The sequence below is a fragment of the Pseudomonas sp. BN515 genome, from assembly GCF_029873155.1.
Lineage (GTDB): Bacteria > Pseudomonadota > Gammaproteobacteria > Pseudomonadales > Pseudomonadaceae > Metapseudomonas.
In genome coordinates this window covers 138616-157333 of record NZ_SSOH01000011.1, presented here as the reverse complement: position 1 = coordinate 157333, position 18718 = coordinate 138616, and the positions used below count along the sequence as shown (strand labels likewise).

The window sequence follows — 18718 nt, the reverse complement described above, 5'->3', positions numbered from 1 at the left end:
CCTTCGCTGCCATGGCTTGTCCATGGCGGCCTGGTTTTGCATTGCTGAAATAGCGCAGGAGAACACGCATGGAGATGAACGTCGACCAACTGGTGAAGGCATCCGAATCCTGGATGCCCGTCGTGCTGGAGTACAGTGGAAAGCTGACCCTGGCCCTGATCACCCTGCTGCTGGGCTGGTGGCTGATCAACATGCTGACCGGCAAGGTCGGTGCCCTGATGCAGCACCGCCGTGTCGACCGTACCCTGCAGGGGTTCGTCGGCAGCCTGGCCAACATCATTCTCAAAGTACTGCTGCTGGTCAGCGTGGCCTCGATGGTCGGCATCTCGACCACCTCCTTTGTTGCCGCCATCGGTGCGGCGGGCCTGGCTATCGGCCTGGCGCTGCAAGGTAGCCTGGCGAACTTCGCCGGCGGTGTGCTGATCCTGCTGTTCCGCCCGTTCAAGGTGGGTGACTGGATCGAAGGGCAGGGCGTGGCCGGGACGGTGGATGCCATCCACATCTTCCACACCACGCTGAAGACCGGCGACAACAAGGTCGTGATCGTGCCCAACGGCAGCCTGTCCAACGGCAACATCACCAACTACTCGCGGGAGAAGACGCGCCGTGTCGATATCAACATCGGCATCGACTACGACTGCGACATCAAACGCGCCCGTCAGGTGCTGCTGGAGATCGCTCGCGATCCCCGCGTGCTGAAGAACCCTGAGCCGGTGGTTTTCGTCACCGGGCTGGGCGAAAGCGCCATCAACATTTCCCTGCGTGTCTGGGTCGAAACAGCCGACTACTGGGCGGTGAATTTCGACTTCATCGAGCGCGCCAAGGAGAAGATGGACGAAGCGGGGATCAGCATCCCGTTTCCCCACCGCGTGGTGAAGCTGGTGCAAAGCGCCTGAAGAACCACCCATGAAAAAGGCCGGCAATCGCCGGCCTTTTTCATGCCTGTGGATAATCAGGGCTGCTCGGGGGAGCCGGGTGCCGCCGGCGCGTCGGAGGAGCCGTTCTCCTTCGGATGCTGGCGGTCACGTCCCCACTGGATGGCGATCAGCACCAGGGTGGGGATGCCCAGCAATGCGGTGAGCATGAAGAAGTTGTGGTAGCCGACGCTTTCCACCATCACCCCCGAGTAACCGCCGATCAGGCGCGGCAGCAGCAGCATGATGGAGCTGAGCAGGGCGTACTGGGTGGCGGAGAACTTCAGGTTGGTCAGGCTGGAGAGATAGGCGACGAAGGCCGAGGTGGCCAACCCTGCGCTGAAGTTGTCGCAGGAGATGGTCAGGATCAGCATGTTCAGGTGCGGGCCCATGTCGCTCAGGGCCACGAACATCAGGTTGGTGGCCGCTGAGCTCACGCCGCCGATGAAGAGGATCGGCAGGATGCCGAAGCGCACGATCAGCACACCGCCGGCTGCCGCGCCGAACAGGGTCATCACCAGGCCGAACAGCTTGCTGACACTGGCGATCTGCTCCTTGCTGAAGCCCTGGTCGATGTAGAACACGTTGGCCATCACGCCCATCACGGTGTCGGACATCCGGTAGGTGGCAATCAGGCCCAGCAGCAGCAGCGCCTGCCAGCGATAACGCTGGACGAACTCGCTGATCGGCGTCAGCACCGGTGCCATCAGCAGACGCCCGGCGGCGGAGAAGCAGGCCAGGGTGATCAGCAGGAACAGCGTGCCGCGCGGCCAGGCGCCGGAAGAGAAGGCTTTCACTGCGGCAGCGATGGTCACCAGGATCACGATCAGCACGATGATCGACACCGCCTGGTGGACGAAGTCGAAGTTGGGCATGACCTTGCCCCGCGCAGCCACCAACAGTTGGCGGCGTTGCTGGCTGAGCAGTTCGCGCACCGGCATGATCTGGCGCATGCCCCAGGGCGACAGGCAGGTGACCAGGAAGATCGCGTAGAGCGCGGCGCGCGGCCAGGCGCGGTCGAGCATGCCGGTGATCATCGCCGGCAGGGAGATCAGCATCACCAGCAGGATCAGTACCGAGGAAAGCTGGTGCTTGAGCTTGAAGCGGGAGTTGTTGCCCTGTGCCGGCAGGTCCACCAGCGGCTCGCGCATCCACAGGCTGGTGATCAGGCCCGGCAGCATCAGCAACGCGAAGAGCAGGTAGGTGCCGGCCCAGGCACCGTATTCGTAGACCTTGGCGGTGGAGCCGAACCACTCGGCGAAGTAGAGCGCACCGGCGGTGGCGAGCAGCGCGGAGACCCGGTAGCCGGTCATGTAGCTGGCGGCCAGGGCGGCCTGGCGGCTGTCCTCGGCGATTTCCAGGCGGTAGGCGTCGATCGCGATGTCCTGGGTGGCCGATGCGAAGGCCACTACCACGGCCAGGGCGATCAGCCAGGTGAGGTTCGTCTGTGGGTCGCACAGGGCCATGCCCACCAGCCCGAGGCCCACCAGCGCCTGGGAGAGCACCAGCCAGGAACGCCGACGGCCGAGTCGCCCCAGCAGCGGCAGGCGCCATTGGTCGAGCAGCGGCGACCAGATCCATTTGAAGGCGTAGGCCAGGCCGATCAGGCTGGCGAAGCCGATGGTCTCGCGGGATACCCCGGCCTCACGAAGCCAGACGGACAGGGTGGAGAACACCAGCATGTAGGGCAGGCCGGCGGCGAAACCCAGCAGCAATAGCGAAAGAGTGGCCGGCGAGGCATAGGCGGCGATGGCTGCGCGCCAGGAACGATGGGGCATTAGCGGTGCGGTCCGAAAAGCGTGGTGCTGGGCATTGGGCTGCTCGCGGCGTCCAGGATGGGGGCTGAAAACAGGGCAGGGCGCACTCTAACCCTTGGGCGGTATGGGATGCCAGCCGTGCCGACGCATGTCCACCCGATCGTTCTGGATACTGACCCCTTCGGCGCGCAAACGTGCTCGCTGCTCATCGCCGGAGGGGGTGCCCAATGCCAGGCTGAAGCGCCCGCCGGCGCCCAGCACGCGATGCCAGGGCAACTGGGTGCCCATCGGCAGCTGGCTCAACGTGCGCCCGACCCAGCGTGCGGCACGGCCAAGGCCCGCGAGGTCGGCCAGTTGGCCATAGGTCACCACCTTGCCTTCCGGCACCTGCGCCAGGGTCAGGTAGAGGGCCTCGCGACGCACGTCCACGCTTGCTGTCGGCAAGTCCCCCCATGCATGCTCTGGCGCCTCTTCCTTCTTCTTCTTACCGACCATGCTGCTCCGTAGCCTAAGTGCTTTGTTCGTGTGCCTGGCCTGCTCGCCGCTCTGGGCCGACACCGTCTGGTTGAACAACGGCGACCGCCTGAGTGGCGAAATCATCCTGCTGGATGGCGGCAAGCTGGCATTGAAGACCAAATACGCCGGCCAGGTGCTGATCGACTGGAAGGATATCGACACCCTGCGCTCCGAGAAACCGCTGCTGATCAAGCGCAAAGGCCTCGACAGCCAGCATAGCCACAGCCTCGCAGCGGCGGGCAAGGGCATGGTGCGGCTGCAGAACGGCAAGAGCGAAACGGTGCCGCTGGCGAGCATCCGTCAGATCGTGCCACCCCGGCCTTTCATCAAGGATCGTGTGTGGGAGGGCAACCTCGACGTCAAGCTGGATCTGGAGCGCAACGAGGACAAGACGGACGAGTGGAAGCTCAAGGGCGATACCCGCGTCGAGCATGGCCGCTGGCGCCACGTGCTGAGCGGCCAGTTCGAAAAGGAGACCACGAACGGCGAGCGCACCGAGGACAACTGGGAGCTGGAGTACGACCTCGACCGCTTCCTCACCGAGCACTGGTTCGTTCGCGGCAGCTACGACCAGGAGAACGACCAGTTCCAGTTCTTCGAGCGCCAGCGTTCCTATGGCGTCGGTCCGGGTTATCGCTTCTGGGACAACGAGCTGGGCCGCTTCGACCTGATCGCCCAGCTCAGCCGCTTCCAGCTGGACAGTGACGCCGGAAATGTCGACTTCAACGCCTATTCCTTTGAGTGGGACTTCAAACGGCTGATCTGGGGCACGCGCTTCGAGCTCTATTCCAAGGCTCAGTTGCAGGTGCCACGGATCCAAGAGATCGACTACGTACTCGACAGTGAATTCGGCCTGCGCTACCGCCTCAACGACTGGGCGCGGCTCTCGCTGCTCTATGAGCTGGACCAGATACGGGGCATGGGCCAGAGCGATTCGGACAGGCATTACCTCATCGGCGTTGGCGTCGGCTGGTAGCGTTACGCCAGGTCACGCCCATCGATTTTTCGGAACTCAGCGGACGCAGGCCGGTCAGTCCTTGCTCTGCTGTCGGTCATAAGGATAATGCCCGGCTTTTTTTTGAGAACCCGAGCAAAGAAGCCGTTTTATGCTGTCCCGATCCCTGCTATGCGTGGCGCTCGCCGCCGCTTCCTCCGCCACTTTCGCTGACACCGTCTGGTTGAAGAATGGCGACCGGCTCACCGGCACCATCCGCGTTTTCGATGGTGGCAAGCTGGTGCTGGAGACCGACTATGGCGGAACCATTCCGCTGGACTGGAAGAAGATCGCCACCCTGGAAAGTGACCGCGAACTGCTGATCAAGCAGGGCGACTTCGACGGCGAGCGCGCCAAGTCGCTGCATCGCGCCGACGATGGCAAGGTCATCCTGGCCAACGGCGAGGCGCCGAAGGAAGTGGAACTGGCCAGCATCGAACAGATCATGAAGCCCAAGCCCCTGGTCGAGGACCTGACCTGGACTGGCAACGTCGACCTGTCGCTGGATTACAAACGTGCCGACAAGGACACCGACGACTACGACGTCGACTTCAATACCAAGGCCCGACACGGTCGCTGGCGGCACAACGCCAATGGTGAGTACAACCGGGAATTCACCGACGAGGTGAAGACCACGGACAACTGGGAAGCCGAGTACGCGCTCGATCGCTTCATCACCGACAAGTTCTTCTGGCAGGGCCGCGGCGAGTACAAGCGCGACAAGATCGAAGACCTCGAGCGCCAGCGTACCCTGGGTACCGGCCCGGGTTACCAGTTCTGGGATGACGAACTGGGCGCCTTCTCCCTCGCCGGCCTGGTCAACCGGACCGACTACGACTTCTCCAACGGCGAGAAGGAAAACTTCTATTCCCTCAGTACCAAGTGGGACTACAACCGCTACCTAGTGGGCAAGACCGTAGAGTTCTTCACCACCGGCGAGATCGGCCGCCCGCTGGACAACACTGCCGACTACGCCCTGGATGCCGAAATGGGCCTGCGCTACAAGGTCACCGACTGGGCCTCGCTCAACGTCAAGGCGGAGAAGGACCAGGTCAGCGGCGCCGAGGGCGATGTCGACGAAACCCGCTACACCGTCGGATTCGGCGTGGGCTGGTAGTAAGCCAGCCGCAGGTGTGGGAGCGAATTCATTCGCGATTGAAATCGCTCCCACGTCCGATGCCTTTATACCCAGGCGCCAATCTCGTACATCCGGTTCGCCGTCCCCTTGCTGATGTAAACTTAAAAGTCCAAGATGGACAAAATGTTTATTTCCAGCCCCGGGAGCGTCCCCATGTCCAGCACTTCGCCCCTCGTTCTCGCGCAAGCCGAAGCCCGCCGCCTGCTCCAGCAGGTCGACGTGCACCAGGCCATGCGCCAGATGTTCCTCGACCTGGCCGCCGGTGAAGCCGTGCAGCCGGCCCAGCAACTGGTGGAATTCCCCAATGCAGCCGGCGATTTCATCAATTACCTGGGCGTGCTGGCCAAGGACGGGGTCTACGGGGTCAAGACCTCGCCCTATATCAAGAAGCCCGACGGCGCCCTGGTGACCGCCTGGACTCTGCTGATGTCCATGGATAGCGGCCAGCCGCTGTTGCTCTGCGATGCCGGCGAGCTGACCACCGCACGCACCGCCGCGACTACGGCGGTGGCGGTGGAGGCCCTGGCGCCTGCGCGGGCGAGCCGCCTGGCGGTGATCGGCAGCGGCCCGGTGGCCCGTGCCCACCTGCATTACGTGAAAGGCCTGCGCGACTGGCAGCGCATCGCCGTCTACTCGCCAGCCCTGGCAGCGGATGCGGAAGTCCAGGTGCAACTGCGTGCCCTGGACCCGCGCGTGGAAATCAGCGCCAGCCTGGAAGACGCTGTGGCCGAGGCCGACGTGGTGATGCTCTGCACCTCTTCCGCCGGTCCCGTGCTGGACCCGCGCAGCCTGGGCAAGCCTGCCCTGGTCACCTCCATCAGCACCAATGCCCCGCGTGCCCACGAGGTGCCACCGCAAGCCTTGGGTGAAATGGATGTCTACTGCGACTACCGCGCCACCACCCCCGGCTCCGCAGGTGAGATGCTGCTGGCCGCCGAGCACCACGGCTGGAACCGCGAAGCCATCCGTGGCGACCTGCCGGAATTGCTGAGCGGCAAGGCCGCGCGTCCGGACTACAGCCGCTCGGTGTTCTTCCGCTCCATCGGCCTGGGCCTCGAAGACATGGCCCTGGCCAACGCCCTCTATCATCTTCAGCGCCAAGGACAGTGAGGCAGACACCATGAACCAGGCTGACTTCATCATCATCGGCGCCGGAATCGGCGGCGCTTCCACCGGCTTCTGGCTGTCCCGTCATGGTCGCGTGCTGGTGCTGGAACGCGAAGAGCACGCCGGCTATCACTCCACCGGCCGCTCCGCCGCTCTTTATACCGTCGCCTACGGCACGCCGCAGGTGCGTGCCCTGACCGCCGCCAGCCGGGCATTCTTCGATGCGCCACCGGAAGGTTTCAGCGAACACCCGCTGCTCACGCCGCGTGGCGAGATGGTGGTGGACTTCACCGGCGACGCCGAAGAACTGCAGCGCCAGTTCGACAGCGCGCTGGAAAACGTGCCCGACATGCAGATGCTCACCCCGGACCAGGCCTGCGCCCTGGTTCCGGTACTGCGCCGCGACTTGGTGCAGGGCGCCATGCTCGACCCCAGCGCCGCCGATATCGATACCGACGCGCTGCACCAGGGCTATCTGCGCGGTATCCGTCGCAATGGCGGCGAGGTGCGCCTTGGCTGTGAAGTGACCGCGGCCCGTCGCGAGGGTGAACAGTGGGTGGTGGAGACCGCCCAGGGCACTTTCCAGGCGCCGACGCTCATCAACGCCGCTGGCGCCTGGTGCGACCAGTTCGCACAACTGGCCGGCGTCCAGCCCCTGGGCCTGCAACCCAAGCGCCGCGCCGCCTTCATCTTCTCGCCGCCCGAAGGCATGGACGCGCACAAGTGGCCGGCACTGGTGAGCCTGGACGAGTCCTTCTACTTCAAGCCGGATGCCGGCGTGCTGCTGGGTTCGCCGGCCAACGCCGACCCGGTGGAAGCCCACGACGTGCAGCCGGAAGAACTGGACATCGCCCTCGGCATCTACCAGATCGAGGAGCACACCACCATGAGCATCCGCCGCCCCACGCGAGTCTGGGCCGGCCTGCGCTCGTTCTTCCCCGATGGTGACCTGGTGTCCGGCTACGACCCGCACAGCCAGGGTTTCTACTGGGTCGCGGGGCAGGGCGGCTACGGCATCCAGACGTCGGCGGCCATGGGCGAGGCCAGCGCCTGCCTGATCCTGCGCCAACCGCTGCCGGAACACCTGGCGCGCTTTGGCCTGACCGAGGCGATGTTGTCCCCTGCGCGGCTGGGGTGACGACGCTGGCGCTTTGCGCCACACTCGCTGCGCCGGGCCCCGCGCCCGGCGCCGATCTTCCCGCTCCAGGAGCTGCTCCATGATCCCCCGCCAAGACCTCGCCCTGGACAACTACCGGGCCGTCGCCGACGCCATCGCCACGCTGTTCTTCCCGCATGCCGAGGTGGTGCTGCACGACCTGCGCACGCAGAAGATCGACTACATCGCCAACAACATCTCCAAGCGTTGTGTCGGTGACGATGCCGCCCTGGAAGACATGCTCGGCGAAGACGGCGAGCGGAATATCGGCCCCTACGAGAAGCTCAACTGGGACGGCCAGAAGATCCGTTCTGTGAGCACCGTGCTGCGCGACGCCCATGGCGCGCCTGTTGCCGTGCTCTGCATCAACCTGAACATTTCCATGTTCGAGGCGGCCAAGGCGGCCCTTGACCTGTTCCTTTCCTCCAGCAAGCTCATTCCCCAGCCCGATGCCCTGTTCCGCGACGACTGGCAGGAGCGCATCAACACCTTCCTGCACAACTGGCTGCGCCAGCGCCAGCTCGGGCTCAACCTGCTGACCCGCGAGCACAAGCGCGAACTGGTCCTGGCACTGCACGCTGAAGGCGCCTTTAAAGGCAAGAGCGCGGCCAACTACGTGGCCAACGTCCTCAACATGGGCCGCGCCACGGTCTACAAACACCTCAAGGAATTGAAGGAAGAGTCGGTCTGAGCGGTTTGTTCCTTTGTGGGAGCGAATTCATTCGCGATACGGACCCACGGACCGCTGCGCGGTCCTTCGCGAATGAATTCGCTCCTACAGAAAGCAGGCCGCGCCCTGTATGAGGTGATGCGCCCGCCTAGGGCGCACGCAGCCTGCGCCTGAACGCCCCCGGCGTCTCCCCGCACAACAGCTTGAACAACTTGGCGAAGGTCGCCCGGTCGGCATAGCCCACCTGGGCCGCTACCTGTTCCAGGGAGCGTGCCGGATTGCGCAGGGCGGTTTGCGCGGCGCTGATGCGCAGGCGTTGCAGGTAGGCGTTCGGGGTCAGGCCGGTCGCCAGCTTGAAGCGTCGCAACAGGGTTCGGCTCGAACAGTGCGCCTGGGCCGCCAGGGCTTCCAGATCCAGTGGCTCGGCCAGGTTTCGTTGCAGCCAGAGCAGCAAGGGACCGATCTGTGGATCATCGCTGCCAAGACTGGGCAGCAAAGGGGCGAAGCGCGATTGGCGCCCGCGCTGCATCTCGAACACCATGGCGCCGGCCACCCGTTGGGCGAGCCAGTCGCCGCCGTGCCAGCCGATCAGGTACAGGCACAGATCCAGTCCCGCCTGGGCGCCGCCAGAGCAGAAGAGGTTGCCGTCTTCGGTCAGCAGGGCGTCCGGCTCCAGCCGCACCTGTGGATAACGTTTGCGGAAGGCCGGCGCCAGCGCCCAGTGGGTAGTGGCGCGGCGGCCATCGAGCCGGCCTGAGGCGGCCAGCAGGAAAGCGCTGCTGCACAGGCTGGCGAGTTGCTGCGAATCCGGTCGTGCGGCGAGCCAGGGCAGCAGCGACTGATTGGCGGCCAGGGTCTTGTCCACCGCAGGCCCGGTGGCGGTCAGCACGACAAGGTCGGCCGTTTCCGCCAGTGCCAGGTCGCCATCCACACGCACCTCGGCCATGCCGATATCCACAGGCCGACCGTCGCAACTGAAGCGCTGGACCTGGAACAGTGGCTCGCCAGCCAGTTGGTTGGCCAGGCGGAATGCATCATCGGCCGTGGCCAGGCTGGAGCAGACGGTCTGTGGGCAGACGAAAAGGGCGATGCGGATCATGCGCGGGCTCGGCAACCGGGTTGGCGATTATTGACACAAAGTTGGCGATGTCGCCAATCGCCACCTGAACCATTCGGGTCAATACTGCTAGCCATACAGTCCCTGCCGGAGTTGCCCATGGCTCACCCCAACGCTGAGCTCATCACCCACTTCTATCAGGCTTTCCAGCGCCTGGACGCCGAAACCATGGCCGCTTGCTACAGCGCGGACGTGCACTTCAGCGACCCGGTGTTCACCGACCTCAATGGCCAGGAAGCCGCCGACATGTGGCGCATGCTCGCCAGCCGCGCCCAGCAGTTCAGCCTGACCTTCGATAGCGTCGAAGCCGACGACCTCAGCGGCCGCGCCAACTGGGTCGCCACCTACCTGTTCAGCCAGACCGGGCGCATGGTGGAGAACCGCATCCAGGCGCGCTTCCTCTTCTCCAATGGCCAGATCATCGAGCACCACGACAGCTTCGACCTCTGGCGCTGGGCTCGCCAGGCCCTGGGTGCCAAGGGCCTGCTGCTGGGGTGGTTGCCGGCCGTGCAGAACGCCATTCGCAAGCAGGCCGCGCGCGGCCTGGCGGCGTACCGTGCCGGGGCGTTGAAGGACTTGTCTTGACGAGGTGAGGCAATGCCTAATGCGGCGGCCTTCAATCAGGACCCCGCAATGCCCGAGCAAACCGAATCCGCCCCTGCCGCCAAGCCCTGGTACGTGTACCTGGTGCGTGCCGAGAACGGTGCCCTCTACTGCGGCATCAGCGACGACCCGCAGCGGCGTTTTGCCCAGCACCAGAGCGGCAAGGGCGCGCGATTCTTCCATTCCAGCCCGGCCCAGGCTCTGGTGTTCGTCGAAGCCTGTGCCGACAAGAGCGAGGCCTTGCGCCGCGAAATCGCTATCAAGCGCATGAAGAAGGCGGTCAAAGAGTCGCTGATAGAGGGCTGGACGCGCGCCGAAACGATAGGCCTCGAAGAAGCGGCCGGATAAGCTCCGGCCTTATCACAATCGCAGCGGAGCCCTGCAATGTCCGAACTCATCCTGCATCACTACGAGCCCTCGCCCTTCGCCAAGAAGGCGCGGCTGATGCTCGGTTACAAGCAGCTGTCGTGGCGCTCGGTAGAAATCCCACGGATCATGCCCAAGCCCGATCTGATGGCGCTGACCGGCGGCTATCGCAAGACCCCGGTACTGCAGGTGGGGGCCGACATCTACTGCGATACCGCACTGATCGCCCGACGCCTGGAACAGGAGAAGGCTGGCCCTGCGCTGTTCCCGGAAGGCCAGGAGTTCAACGTCGCCAGCTTCGCGCTGTGGGTGGACTCGGTGATCTTCCAGCACGCCGTGACCCTGGTGTTCCAGCCCGAATCCATCGCCGTGCGCATGGGCCAGTTGCCGCCGGCCGTGCAGCAGGCCTTCCTCGCCGACCGCGCCAAGCTGTTCTCCGGTGGCAGCTCCACTCGCCTACCGGCGGATCAGGCCCGCAGCAACTGGCCGGTGCTGATGGGACGGCTGCAGCAACAACTGGAACGCAGCGAAGGCGACTTCCTTTTCGGTGAACCCTCGGTGGCCGATTTCTCCCTGGCCCACTGCCTGTGGTTCCTCAAAGCCACGCCGGTGACCGCGCCGCTGGTGGATGACTACCCGGAAGTGGCGGCCTGGTACGGCCGCGTGCTGGGGTTCGGCGAGGGGGCATGCAGTCCGTTGTCTGCCGCAGAAGCGATTGAAATCGCCCGCAGCGCCACTCCGGCTGCATTGCCCAACGAAGATTTCGTCGACCCCAATGGCTTCACCCGCGGCCAGAACGTGCTGGTGGCAGCTACCGACTATGGGGTCGATCCGGTGGAGGGTGAGCTGCTGTTCGCCGGCCGCGAGGAAATCATCCTGCGTCGCGAAGATGAACGCGCAGGCCTGGTGCATGTGCACGTACCGCGGCTGGGATTCCGTATCGAGGCTCGCTGAGCCGGGGAAAACCGCTCTTCTGTAGGGGCGAATTCATTCGCCAAGCAGGCCGCAGGTCTGCCCTTCGAATCCCCAGGGGGCAGCTGCGCTGCCCTTGGCGAATGAATTCGCCCCTACAAGGCTTCCGCCCAGGTGGGCTGAAGCCCACCCTACGGATGACGTAGTCCCGGTTTGTGAGCACCCAAAAACGAAGCCCGGCATATGCCGGGCTTCGTCGTTATCAATCCTTGCGCCGCTTCAGCTGATCCTTCAGCTGCGTCGGCAGCTGGCGGATGATCAGCATGTCGCGGCCCTCGTCGTACTCGATCTTCGAGCCCAGCAGGTGCGCTTCGAAGCTGATCGACAGGCCTTCGGCGCGGCCGGTGAAGCGCTGGAACTGGCTGAGGGTGCGCTTGTCCGGCGGAATCTCCGGGGACAGGCCGTAGTCCTTGTTGCGGATGTGCTCGTAGAAGGCGCGCGGGCGGTCTTCGTCGATCAGGCCGGACAGCTCGTCGAGGGTGATCGGCTCGCCCATCTTGGCCTGGGTGGTGGCGTAGTCCACCAGGGTCTTGGTCTTCTCGCGGGCCTGCTCCTCGGCCAGGTCCTCGCTTTCCACGAAGTCGCTGAAGGCCTTGAGCAGGGTGCGGGTTTCGCTCGGCGGGTCGACGCCTTCCTGGCAGCCGATGAAGTCGCGGAAGTAGTCCGACACCTTCTTGCCGTTCTTGCCCTTGATGAACGAGATGTACTGCTTCGACTGCTGGTTGTTCTGCCACTCGGACATGTTGATGCGGGCCGCCAGGTGCAGCTGGCCCAGGTCCAGGTGCTTGGCCGGCGTCACTTCCAGGGAGTCGGTCACCGCCACGCCTTCGCTGTGGTGGAGCAGGGCGATGGCCAGGTAGTCGGTCATGCCTTGCTGGTAGTGGGCGAAGAGCACGTGGCCGCCGGTGGAGAGGTTGGATTCCTCCATCAGCTTCTGCAGGTGCTCCACAGCCTGGCGGCTGAAGGCGGTGAAGTCGCGGGCGCCGTCCTGGTACTCCTTCAGCCAACCGCTGAAGGGATAGGCGCCGGATTCATCGTGGAAGAATCCCCAGGCCTTGCCCTGCTTGGCGTTGTAGCTCTCATTGAGGTCGGCCAGGAGGTTTTCCATGGCCTGGGACTCGGCCAATGCGCTGTCCCGGGCATGCAGCACGGCGGCGCTGCCGTCGGGCTTCTTGTCGATGAAGTGAACGATGCAGTGGCGGATGGGCATGGATCTTCGCTCTCAGGGGCACATCCGGCGCGAGGACACGCCGGGTGGAAAAAGTTCGCCAGTTTACCCGACCTGTTCTTCCGCTGCCTGCCGTCTCTGCACAGCTTGCAGCCGTTCGATCACATAGCGCAGGTGCACATGCAGGTCGTACAACTCGTTGGAGTAGGACAGCGGCACTTCCACCTTGGCCAGGCGTCGCTCCAGTGTCTCCAGTTCGTCGATCTGGGCGGCGAGCTGTTCCGGCGGCGTGCTGGCGTCCAGCTTGCGGTCGATCTCGCGCAGGTACTTGTACCAGCGGTAGATGCGCGCGCGGATGCGCCAGCGGTAGATGGGGCCGATGGCCTTGGACAGCGGGATCATGATCACGATCAGCGGGATCAGCAGGATGATGTAGCGGTCGGCCAGGGAGGCGATGCGGAAGGGCAGGTAGCGCTGCAGGATCGGCAGGCCCTTGTCGTAGTAGTAATTGGCTTCGCTCAGGGGGGAGAGCGTCTGCGGTTTGGGGCTGGGGTAGGCGCCAGGCGGGTCGAGCAGGGTGCCGTTCTTCATCACCTCGCGCGCCGCTTCGAGGATCAGCGGGGTAAGCGAAGGATGGAATTCGTCGTTCACCACCAGGGTGGCCACCGGCGCCAGGGTGCGCATATCTCGTGAGGGACTGTTGCTGGCAAGGTTCAGCACACCTTCGCCCACCTCCAGCTTGGTCAGGTAGGGCAGGCGCGCACGGTAGGCAGCGCTGCGGCGCAGGCTCACCAGGTCCAGCTCGGGGCTGGCCGCCAGGCGCTGCACTACGGTGCTTTCCGCCGGGCCGAGGAAGAAGCCGGCGTCCAGTTCGCCAGTCAGCAGGGCGTTGGCCGCCGGGCTGCCGCTGATGGCCTGCCACTGCTGCGGGTAGCGCTCAGTACTGATCTGGTTGGCGGCGAGCACTGCGTCGCTGACCGAGCGTGTGCCGCTGTTCGCGGCGCCGATGGCGACGCGCATTTGCAGCAGGTCGGCCATGCTGTCGATTTCCAGCTCCTTGCGTTTGAACAGCCAGAGCGGCTCCTGGTACATCACGCCAAGACCGTGCAGGTGCTCGCGCTCCTGCGCGCTCAGGGTCAGCTCCTGGCCGCTCTGCACCAGGGCCATCTCCACCTCGCCGCTCTGTAGCTTGGCCAGGTTGTCCAGCGAGCCGCTGCTGCGCACCAGTTCCAACTCGAACCCTTGCTTGGCCAGCTCTTCCTTGAGCTTTTCGCCAAAGGCGTTGTAACCGCCCGAAGGACCGCCGGTGGCCAGCCGCACGTGCATGGGCGGCGGCGGGGCGACGAAGTAGAAGAGGGCGCCCACCAGCGCCGCCATCACCGGGATCAACCAGAGGTTGGCCAGGATCATGATCTTGAGGTCACGGAAGATGCGTTGCATGTCGGTCCTTGTCTGCAGCGAATGCTGGGAAGGATAGCGGCTCGGCGGTTGCCAGGCTGCCAAGGAAATGACAGGGTTGCCGGCATTTCCGTTCCGCCACAGTGATCCACGATGCGCATCCTCCACACCTCCGACTGGCACCTGGGCCAGCACTTCATGGGCAAGACCCGCCAGGCCGAGCACCAGGCCTTCTGCCGCTGGCTGATCGAACAGGTGCGCGAACGCCAGGTGGACGCGGTGCTGATCGCCGGAGACATCTTCGATACCGGCGCGCCGCCCAGCTACGCCCGCGAGCAGTACAACCAGTTCATCGTCGAACTGCGCGACGCCGGCGCCAGCCTGGTGGTGCTCGGCGGCAACCATGATTCGGTGGCCATGCTCGGCGAAAGCCGTACCCTGCTGGCGCAACTGGATACCCGCGTGGTGCCGGCCGTGGGCACCGAGCTGGACGAGCAGGTGCTGGTGCTGAAACGCCGCTCTGGCGAACCGGGTGCAATCCTCTGCGCCATTCCCTTCATCCGTCCGCGCGATGTGCTGCAAAGCCAGGCCGGGCAGAGTGCGGCGGACAAGCAGCTGTCCCTGCAGCAGGCCATCCAGGATCACTACCAGCAGCTCTTCGCCCTGGCCGAGCAGCGCCGCGTCGAGCTGGGCGGCGGCCTGCCCATCGTCGCCACCGGCCATCTGACCACCGTGGGCGCCAGCGCCAGCGAGTCGGTGCGGGAGATCTACGTCGGTGCCCTGGAGGCTTTCCCCACCAGCGCCTTCCCGGCGGCGGACTACATCGCCCTCGGACATATCCACAGGCCGCAGAAGGTTGGTGGCCTGGAACACATCCGCTACAGCGGCTCGCCCATTCCGCTGTCGTTCGACGAAGCGCGGCAGCAGAAGGAGGTGCTGCTGGTGGAGCTGGACAGCATCGGCCTGCACAAGGTGGAAGCGCTACCGGTGCCGCGTTTCCAGGCCCTGCATTCCCTGCGCGGCGCCCTGGCGGATCTGCCCGCGCAACTGGCCGAGGTCTCCCGCGAGGGGACGCCGGAGCGCCCGGTGTGGCTGGAAGTGATGGTCAGTGCCGACGATTACCTCAACGACTTGCAGGCGCGCCTGGCGTCCCTTTGCGAAGACCTGCCGGTGGAAGTGCTGCGCATCCGCCGTGAGCGCGGCAATGCCCAGCCGGGCCTCGTGCGCGAGGGACGGGAGACCCTCGATGAGCTGAACCCGGAGGAAGTCTTCGACAAGCGGCTGGAGAGCGAGGAGCTGGACGACGCCCTGCGCGGCAACCTGCTGGGGCTGCACCGTGAAGTGCTGGCCGGGCTGCGGGAGGAACAGGCATGAAAATTCTCAGCCTGCGCCTGAAGAACCTCAACTCGCTGAAGGGAGAGTGGAAGATCGATTTCACCGGCGAACCCTTCGCCGGCAACGGCCTGTTCGCCATCACCGGCCCCACCGGTGCCGGCAAGACCACCCTGCTGGATGCCATCTGCCTGGCGCTTTACCACCGTACACCGCGCATGGGCACGGTCTCGGCCAGCATCAACGAGCTGATGACCCGCCACACCGCCGATTGCCTGGCCGAAGTGGAGTTCGAGGTAAAGGGCGTGGCCTATCGCGCCTTCTGGAGCCAGCGCCGCGCCCGCGACAAGGCAGATGGCGGCCTGCAGCCGCCCAGGGTGGAGCTGGCGCGGGTGCAGGATGGGGAAATTCTCACCGACAAGATCAACGACAAGCTCAAGCTGACTGAAAGCCTGACCGGTCTTGATTTCGAGCGCTTCACCAAATCGATGCTGCTGGCCCAGGGCGGTTTTGCCGCCTTCCTCGAAGCCAGCGCCAATCAGCGCGCGGAATTGCTGGAAGAGCTGACCGGCACTGAAATCTACGGGCGCATTTCCCAGCGCGTGTTCGAGCGGACCCGTGAAGTGAAGGCCGGGCTGGATCAACTGCGCGCCCGTGCCGAAGGCGTTGAACTGCTCAACGAGGAGGCTCGTGCGGCGCTGCAGCAGGAGTCCGAAACCCTCGCGGGCGAAGAGCAGCAGTTGCAGGTTCGCCAGGCTGACCTGCAGCGCCAGCGCCAGTGGCGCGACGAGCTGGACAAGGCGCTGGCCCGCCAGCAGACCGCCGAGCAGCAGGGCGTCGCTGCCCGCGCCGCGCTGGAACAGGCGCAGCCGCAGCTGGCCCGCCTCGCCGCCAGCGAGCCGGCCAGCAAACTGTTGCCGCTGCACCGCGACTGGCAGCGGGCCCAGCAGCAGTTGAATCAGGATGAAAGCGAGCTGCGGGTCACCCGCCACGACCTGCAGGGCCTGGCTGAGCGCATCCTCGACCAGCTCTGGCAGGGTGCGCAGCTGGGCGGTCAGTGGGTGCAGACCCGGCAAACTGCCCTTGGAAGCCTCCAGATCGAGCGAGAAGCCCTGGAGAAGCGTCTGGCTGAACAACCCCAGCGGGTACGGCTGGGCGAGCACCTGGGGGCTTGGAAGGCCGAATTCGGAGCCTTGGCCCGACGCGAGGCTGAGCTGGCCGAACAGCGAGGTGTCCAGGTCGGCCTGACGCGCCAGGCCAGTGAACTGTCGGCTCGCCTCGATCTGGCCCGTACCACCTTGGAAAGCGCCCGGACTGAACAGGGACAGGCCCAACACGCGGAGACTGAAGCACAGGGCCGACTCGATGCCCTGCTCGGCGGGCAGGACGATGCCGCCCTGCGCAGCCAGTGGCAGCAATTGCTGGAGCGTGGCCGTCAGCTTGAGCGCCTGGAGCAGCTCTCCCAGCAGCGACGGCAACTGGCCGAGCGCCAGTCGCGAGCCCGTGAGCAGTTGCTGCCCTTGCAGGATGAGCAGAAGGCCTTGAGTGAACAGCGCGAAGGCTTGCGGCGTCGCTTCGCCGAGCTCAAGCAGCAGATTGCCGACAAGGAAAAGCTCCTTGAACAGGAGCAGCGAATCCAGCAGCTGGAGGCCTATCGCTCGGCCCTGCAGCCCGGCGAAGCCTGTCCGCTGTGCGGCTCCCACGAACACCCGGCCATCGCCGAATACCAGGCGCTCAACCTGTCGGCCACCCAGCAGGGGCTGCTGGATTGCAAAGCTGCCCAGGACGAAGTTCGCCAGCAGGGCGAAACCCTGAGCAGCCGTCTGGCCACGCTGGACGCACAGGTCACGCAGCTCAACGAGGCGCTGCAAGGTGGCGAGACGGAACAGCGCGAGTTCGTGGAGCGCTGGCGCGAGTTGTGCCAGGCGCTGGAGCTGCAATTACCCGATCTGGCCACCTTGCAGGCCGAGCTGCTGGGCCATAGCGAACGGCTGCAGGCGCTGCAGGACCGCCTGTCTCAACTGGATGCGTCCAAATCCACCTTGGCCTCGGCCCGTGATCTGCGCCTGCAGCGCGACAAGGCACTGCATGACTGCACCAGCCAGCTTGCGTTGCTGGAAAAGGATCAACAGGGCCTGCGCCAGCAGGAGCAGGCCACCCTCCAGCGTCTGGAACAGCTGGGCGCCCAGCAGCGCGAGGCTCGCGATCAGTTGGCCGCCGGTCTCGCGCCCCTGGGCTACAGCCTGCCGGAGGCCGGAGATGCCTGGCTGGCCGAGCGCGAGGCTGAATGGCTGCAATGGCAACAGGACCAGGCGGCCAGCCAGCAACTGGACGGCCAGCTGCGTGACCAGCAGCACGCACTGGAGACAGCTCGCGAACAGGCCCGCCTGTGGCAGGGGCGCTGGCAGGCGTCCGGTCACACCGGGCAGGCGCCCCTGGCGCCGGTGAACGATCCCCAAGCGGCGCTTGCCGCTGTGGAAACCGAACTGGAGGCGGCGCAACAGCGGCTCAACCAACTCAAGGGCACTGAGCGCAGCCAGGATCAGCGGGTCCAGGAAGCCCGGCATCAGCTGCACCTGCAACTGGATGCCTGGCGCCAGGGCCTGGCATCCAGCCCCTTTGCCGACGAGGCGGCCTTCCTGGCCGCATTGCTGGACGATACCGAGCGCGACGCCCTGCTGGTGTTGCATCAGCGCCTGAACCGCGAGCTGGGGGATGCCAACGCCTTGCTGGCCGATGCCCGGGGCCTGGTAGGGCGCCTGCAGGCAACGCCCCAGAGCGAGCTGGACCGCGAACGGCTGGAGGCGGAATGGCAGTCCCTGACCGAACGGATGCGTGGGTTGAGCCAGCGCCAGGGAGAAATCCGTGCCCAACTTTCCGGCGACGAGCAGCGTCGACAGAGCCAGCAGGCACTGTTCGCCGAGATCGCCCGGCAGGAAACCGAGTACGACCTCTGGCAACGCTTCAATGGCCTAGTCGGCTCGGCCGACGGAGCCAAGTACCGCAAGTTCGCCCAGGGCCTGACCCTGGATCACCTGGTGCACCTCGCCAACCTGCAATTGCAACGCCTCCACGGCCGCTACCAACTGGCGCGGCGCCAGGGCGGCGAGCTGGAACTGGAAGTAATGGACACCTGGCAGGCCGACGTCGTCCGCGACTGCAAGACCCTGTCCGGTGGCGAGAGCTTCCTGGTCAGCCTGGCGCTGGCACTGGCGCTGTCCGATCTGGTCAGTCACAAGACCAGCATCGACTCGCTGTTCCTCGATGAAGGCTTCGGCACCCTCGACGGTGAAACCCTGGAAGTCGCACTCGACGCCCTGGATGCACTGAACGCCAGCGGCAAGATGATCGGCGTGATCAGCCACGTGGAAGCCCTGAAAGAGCGCATCCCGGTGCAGCTCAAAGTGCACAAGGGCGTGGGCATGGGCTACAGCCGGCTGGATGCCTGCTTCGCGGTTCGGGCGTAGATCGGGCGATCACTGTGGGAGCGAATTCATTCGCGATTGAAAT

Annotated in this window: 16 protein-coding genes; 11 read left to right on the top strand and 5 right to left on the bottom strand. The window is 65.2% G+C overall.

What is annotated here, in order from left to right; translation table 11 throughout:
* The first annotated feature begins 68 nt into the window (after positions 1–68).
* On the top strand, positions 69–896 hold the full coding sequence (locus E8E91_RS01955; protein ID WP_280367226.1) for a mechanosensitive ion channel domain-containing protein: 828 nt from the start codon (positions 69–71) through the stop codon (positions 894–896).
* Positions 897–952: 56 nt separating this feature from the next.
* Here E8E91_RS01955 and E8E91_RS01950 read toward each other — a convergent pair whose 3' ends face one another.
* On the bottom strand, positions 953–2692 hold the full coding sequence (locus E8E91_RS01950; protein WP_280374382.1) for an AmpG family muropeptide MFS transporter: 1740 nt from the start codon (positions 2690–2692) through the stop codon (positions 953–955).
* An 87-nt stretch (positions 2693–2779) separates the two neighbouring features.
* Positions 2780–3166 carry an MGMT family protein gene (locus tag E8E91_RS01945; RefSeq protein WP_280374381.1) on the bottom strand — a complete coding sequence of 129 codons (387 nt, stop codon included), beginning with the start codon at positions 3164–3166 and terminating at the stop codon, positions 2780–2782.
* Between E8E91_RS01945 and E8E91_RS01940 the strand changes: the two genes are divergently transcribed.
* From E8E91_RS01940 to E8E91_RS01920, 5 genes are all read left to right on the top strand, one after another.
* A complete protein-coding gene (locus tag E8E91_RS01940) occupies positions 3165–4163 on the top strand; it encodes a DUF481 domain-containing protein (protein ID WP_280374380.1) in 999 nt (332 codons plus the stop codon). The genes E8E91_RS01945 and E8E91_RS01940 overlap by 2 nt on opposite strands.
* Before the next feature lie 130 nt (positions 4164–4293).
* Entirely contained in the window at positions 4294–5298 is a 1005-nt protein-coding gene (locus tag E8E91_RS01935; RefSeq protein ID WP_280374379.1) for a DUF481 domain-containing protein, read from the top strand.
* A 174-nt stretch (positions 5299–5472) separates the two neighbouring features.
* The gene (locus tag E8E91_RS01930; RefSeq protein WP_280374378.1) at positions 5473–6429 is read left to right on the top strand and encodes an ornithine cyclodeaminase family protein; all 957 of its coding nucleotides are present in this window, start codon (positions 5473–5475) and stop codon (positions 6427–6429) included.
* Between the two features lie 10 nt (positions 6430–6439).
* Positions 6440–7564 (top strand): FAD-binding oxidoreductase, encoded by a 1125-nt coding sequence (locus tag E8E91_RS01925; RefSeq protein WP_280374377.1) that lies wholly within the window; start codon positions 6440–6442, stop codon positions 7562–7564.
* A gap of 79 nt (positions 7565–7643) precedes the next feature.
* Complete coding sequence (locus tag E8E91_RS01920) at positions 7644–8273, top strand: transcriptional regulator (protein WP_280367240.1); 630 nt, start codon at positions 7644–7646, stop codon at positions 8271–8273.
* Between the two features lie 127 nt (positions 8274–8400).
* Here the strand turns inward: E8E91_RS01920 and E8E91_RS01915 are convergent, their stop codons facing one another.
* Positions 8401–9351, bottom strand: a complete 951-nt coding sequence (locus E8E91_RS01915; protein ID WP_280374376.1) for a helix-turn-helix domain-containing protein — start codon at positions 9349–9351, stop codon at positions 8401–8403.
* A gap of 117 nt (positions 9352–9468) precedes the next feature.
* On the opposite strand from E8E91_RS01915, the gene E8E91_RS01910 reads away from it, so the two are divergent.
* The 3 genes from E8E91_RS01910 to E8E91_RS01900 are packed head-to-tail and all read left to right on the top strand — an operon-like array spanning position 9469 to position 11292.
* Positions 9469–9954 (top strand): nuclear transport factor 2 family protein, encoded by a 486-nt coding sequence (locus E8E91_RS01910; RefSeq protein WP_280374375.1) that lies wholly within the window; start codon positions 9469–9471, stop codon positions 9952–9954.
* A gap of 48 nt (positions 9955–10002) precedes the next feature.
* The gene (locus E8E91_RS01905; protein ID WP_280374374.1) at positions 10003–10320 is read left to right on the top strand and encodes a GIY-YIG nuclease family protein; all 318 of its coding nucleotides are present in this window, start codon (positions 10003–10005) and stop codon (positions 10318–10320) included.
* A gap of 36 nt (positions 10321–10356) precedes the next feature.
* On the top strand, positions 10357–11292 hold the full coding sequence (locus E8E91_RS01900; RefSeq protein WP_280374373.1) for a glutathione S-transferase family protein: 936 nt from the start codon (positions 10357–10359) through the stop codon (positions 11290–11292).
* 220 nt (positions 11293–11512) lie between these two features.
* On the opposite strand, the gene yejK is transcribed toward E8E91_RS01900, so the two are convergent.
* The gene (gene yejK / locus E8E91_RS01895) at positions 11513–12520 is read right to left on the bottom strand and encodes a nucleoid-associated protein YejK (protein WP_190827244.1); all 1008 of its coding nucleotides are present in this window, start codon (positions 12518–12520) and stop codon (positions 11513–11515) included.
* Between the two features lie 63 nt (positions 12521–12583).
* Complete coding sequence (locus E8E91_RS01890) at positions 12584–13918, bottom strand: TAXI family TRAP transporter solute-binding subunit (RefSeq protein ID WP_280374372.1); 1335 nt, start codon at positions 13916–13918, stop codon at positions 12584–12586.
* 111 nt (positions 13919–14029) lie between these two features.
* Here E8E91_RS01890 and sbcD point away from each other — a divergent pair, with 111 nt between their 5' ends.
* Together sbcD and E8E91_RS01880 are read left to right on the top strand one after the other, a co-directional pair.
* Positions 14030–15250, top strand: coding sequence for an exonuclease subunit SbcD (gene sbcD / locus E8E91_RS01885; protein ID WP_280374371.1), 1221 nt, complete (start codon positions 14030–14032; stop codon positions 15248–15250).
* Positions 15247–18675 carry an AAA family ATPase gene (locus tag E8E91_RS01880; protein ID WP_280374370.1) on the top strand — a complete coding sequence of 1143 codons (3429 nt, stop codon included), beginning with the start codon at positions 15247–15249 and terminating at the stop codon, positions 18673–18675. Before sbcD ends, E8E91_RS01880 begins: the two co-directional genes overlap by 4 nt.
* The last annotated feature ends 43 nt before the right edge of the window (positions 18676–18718 follow it).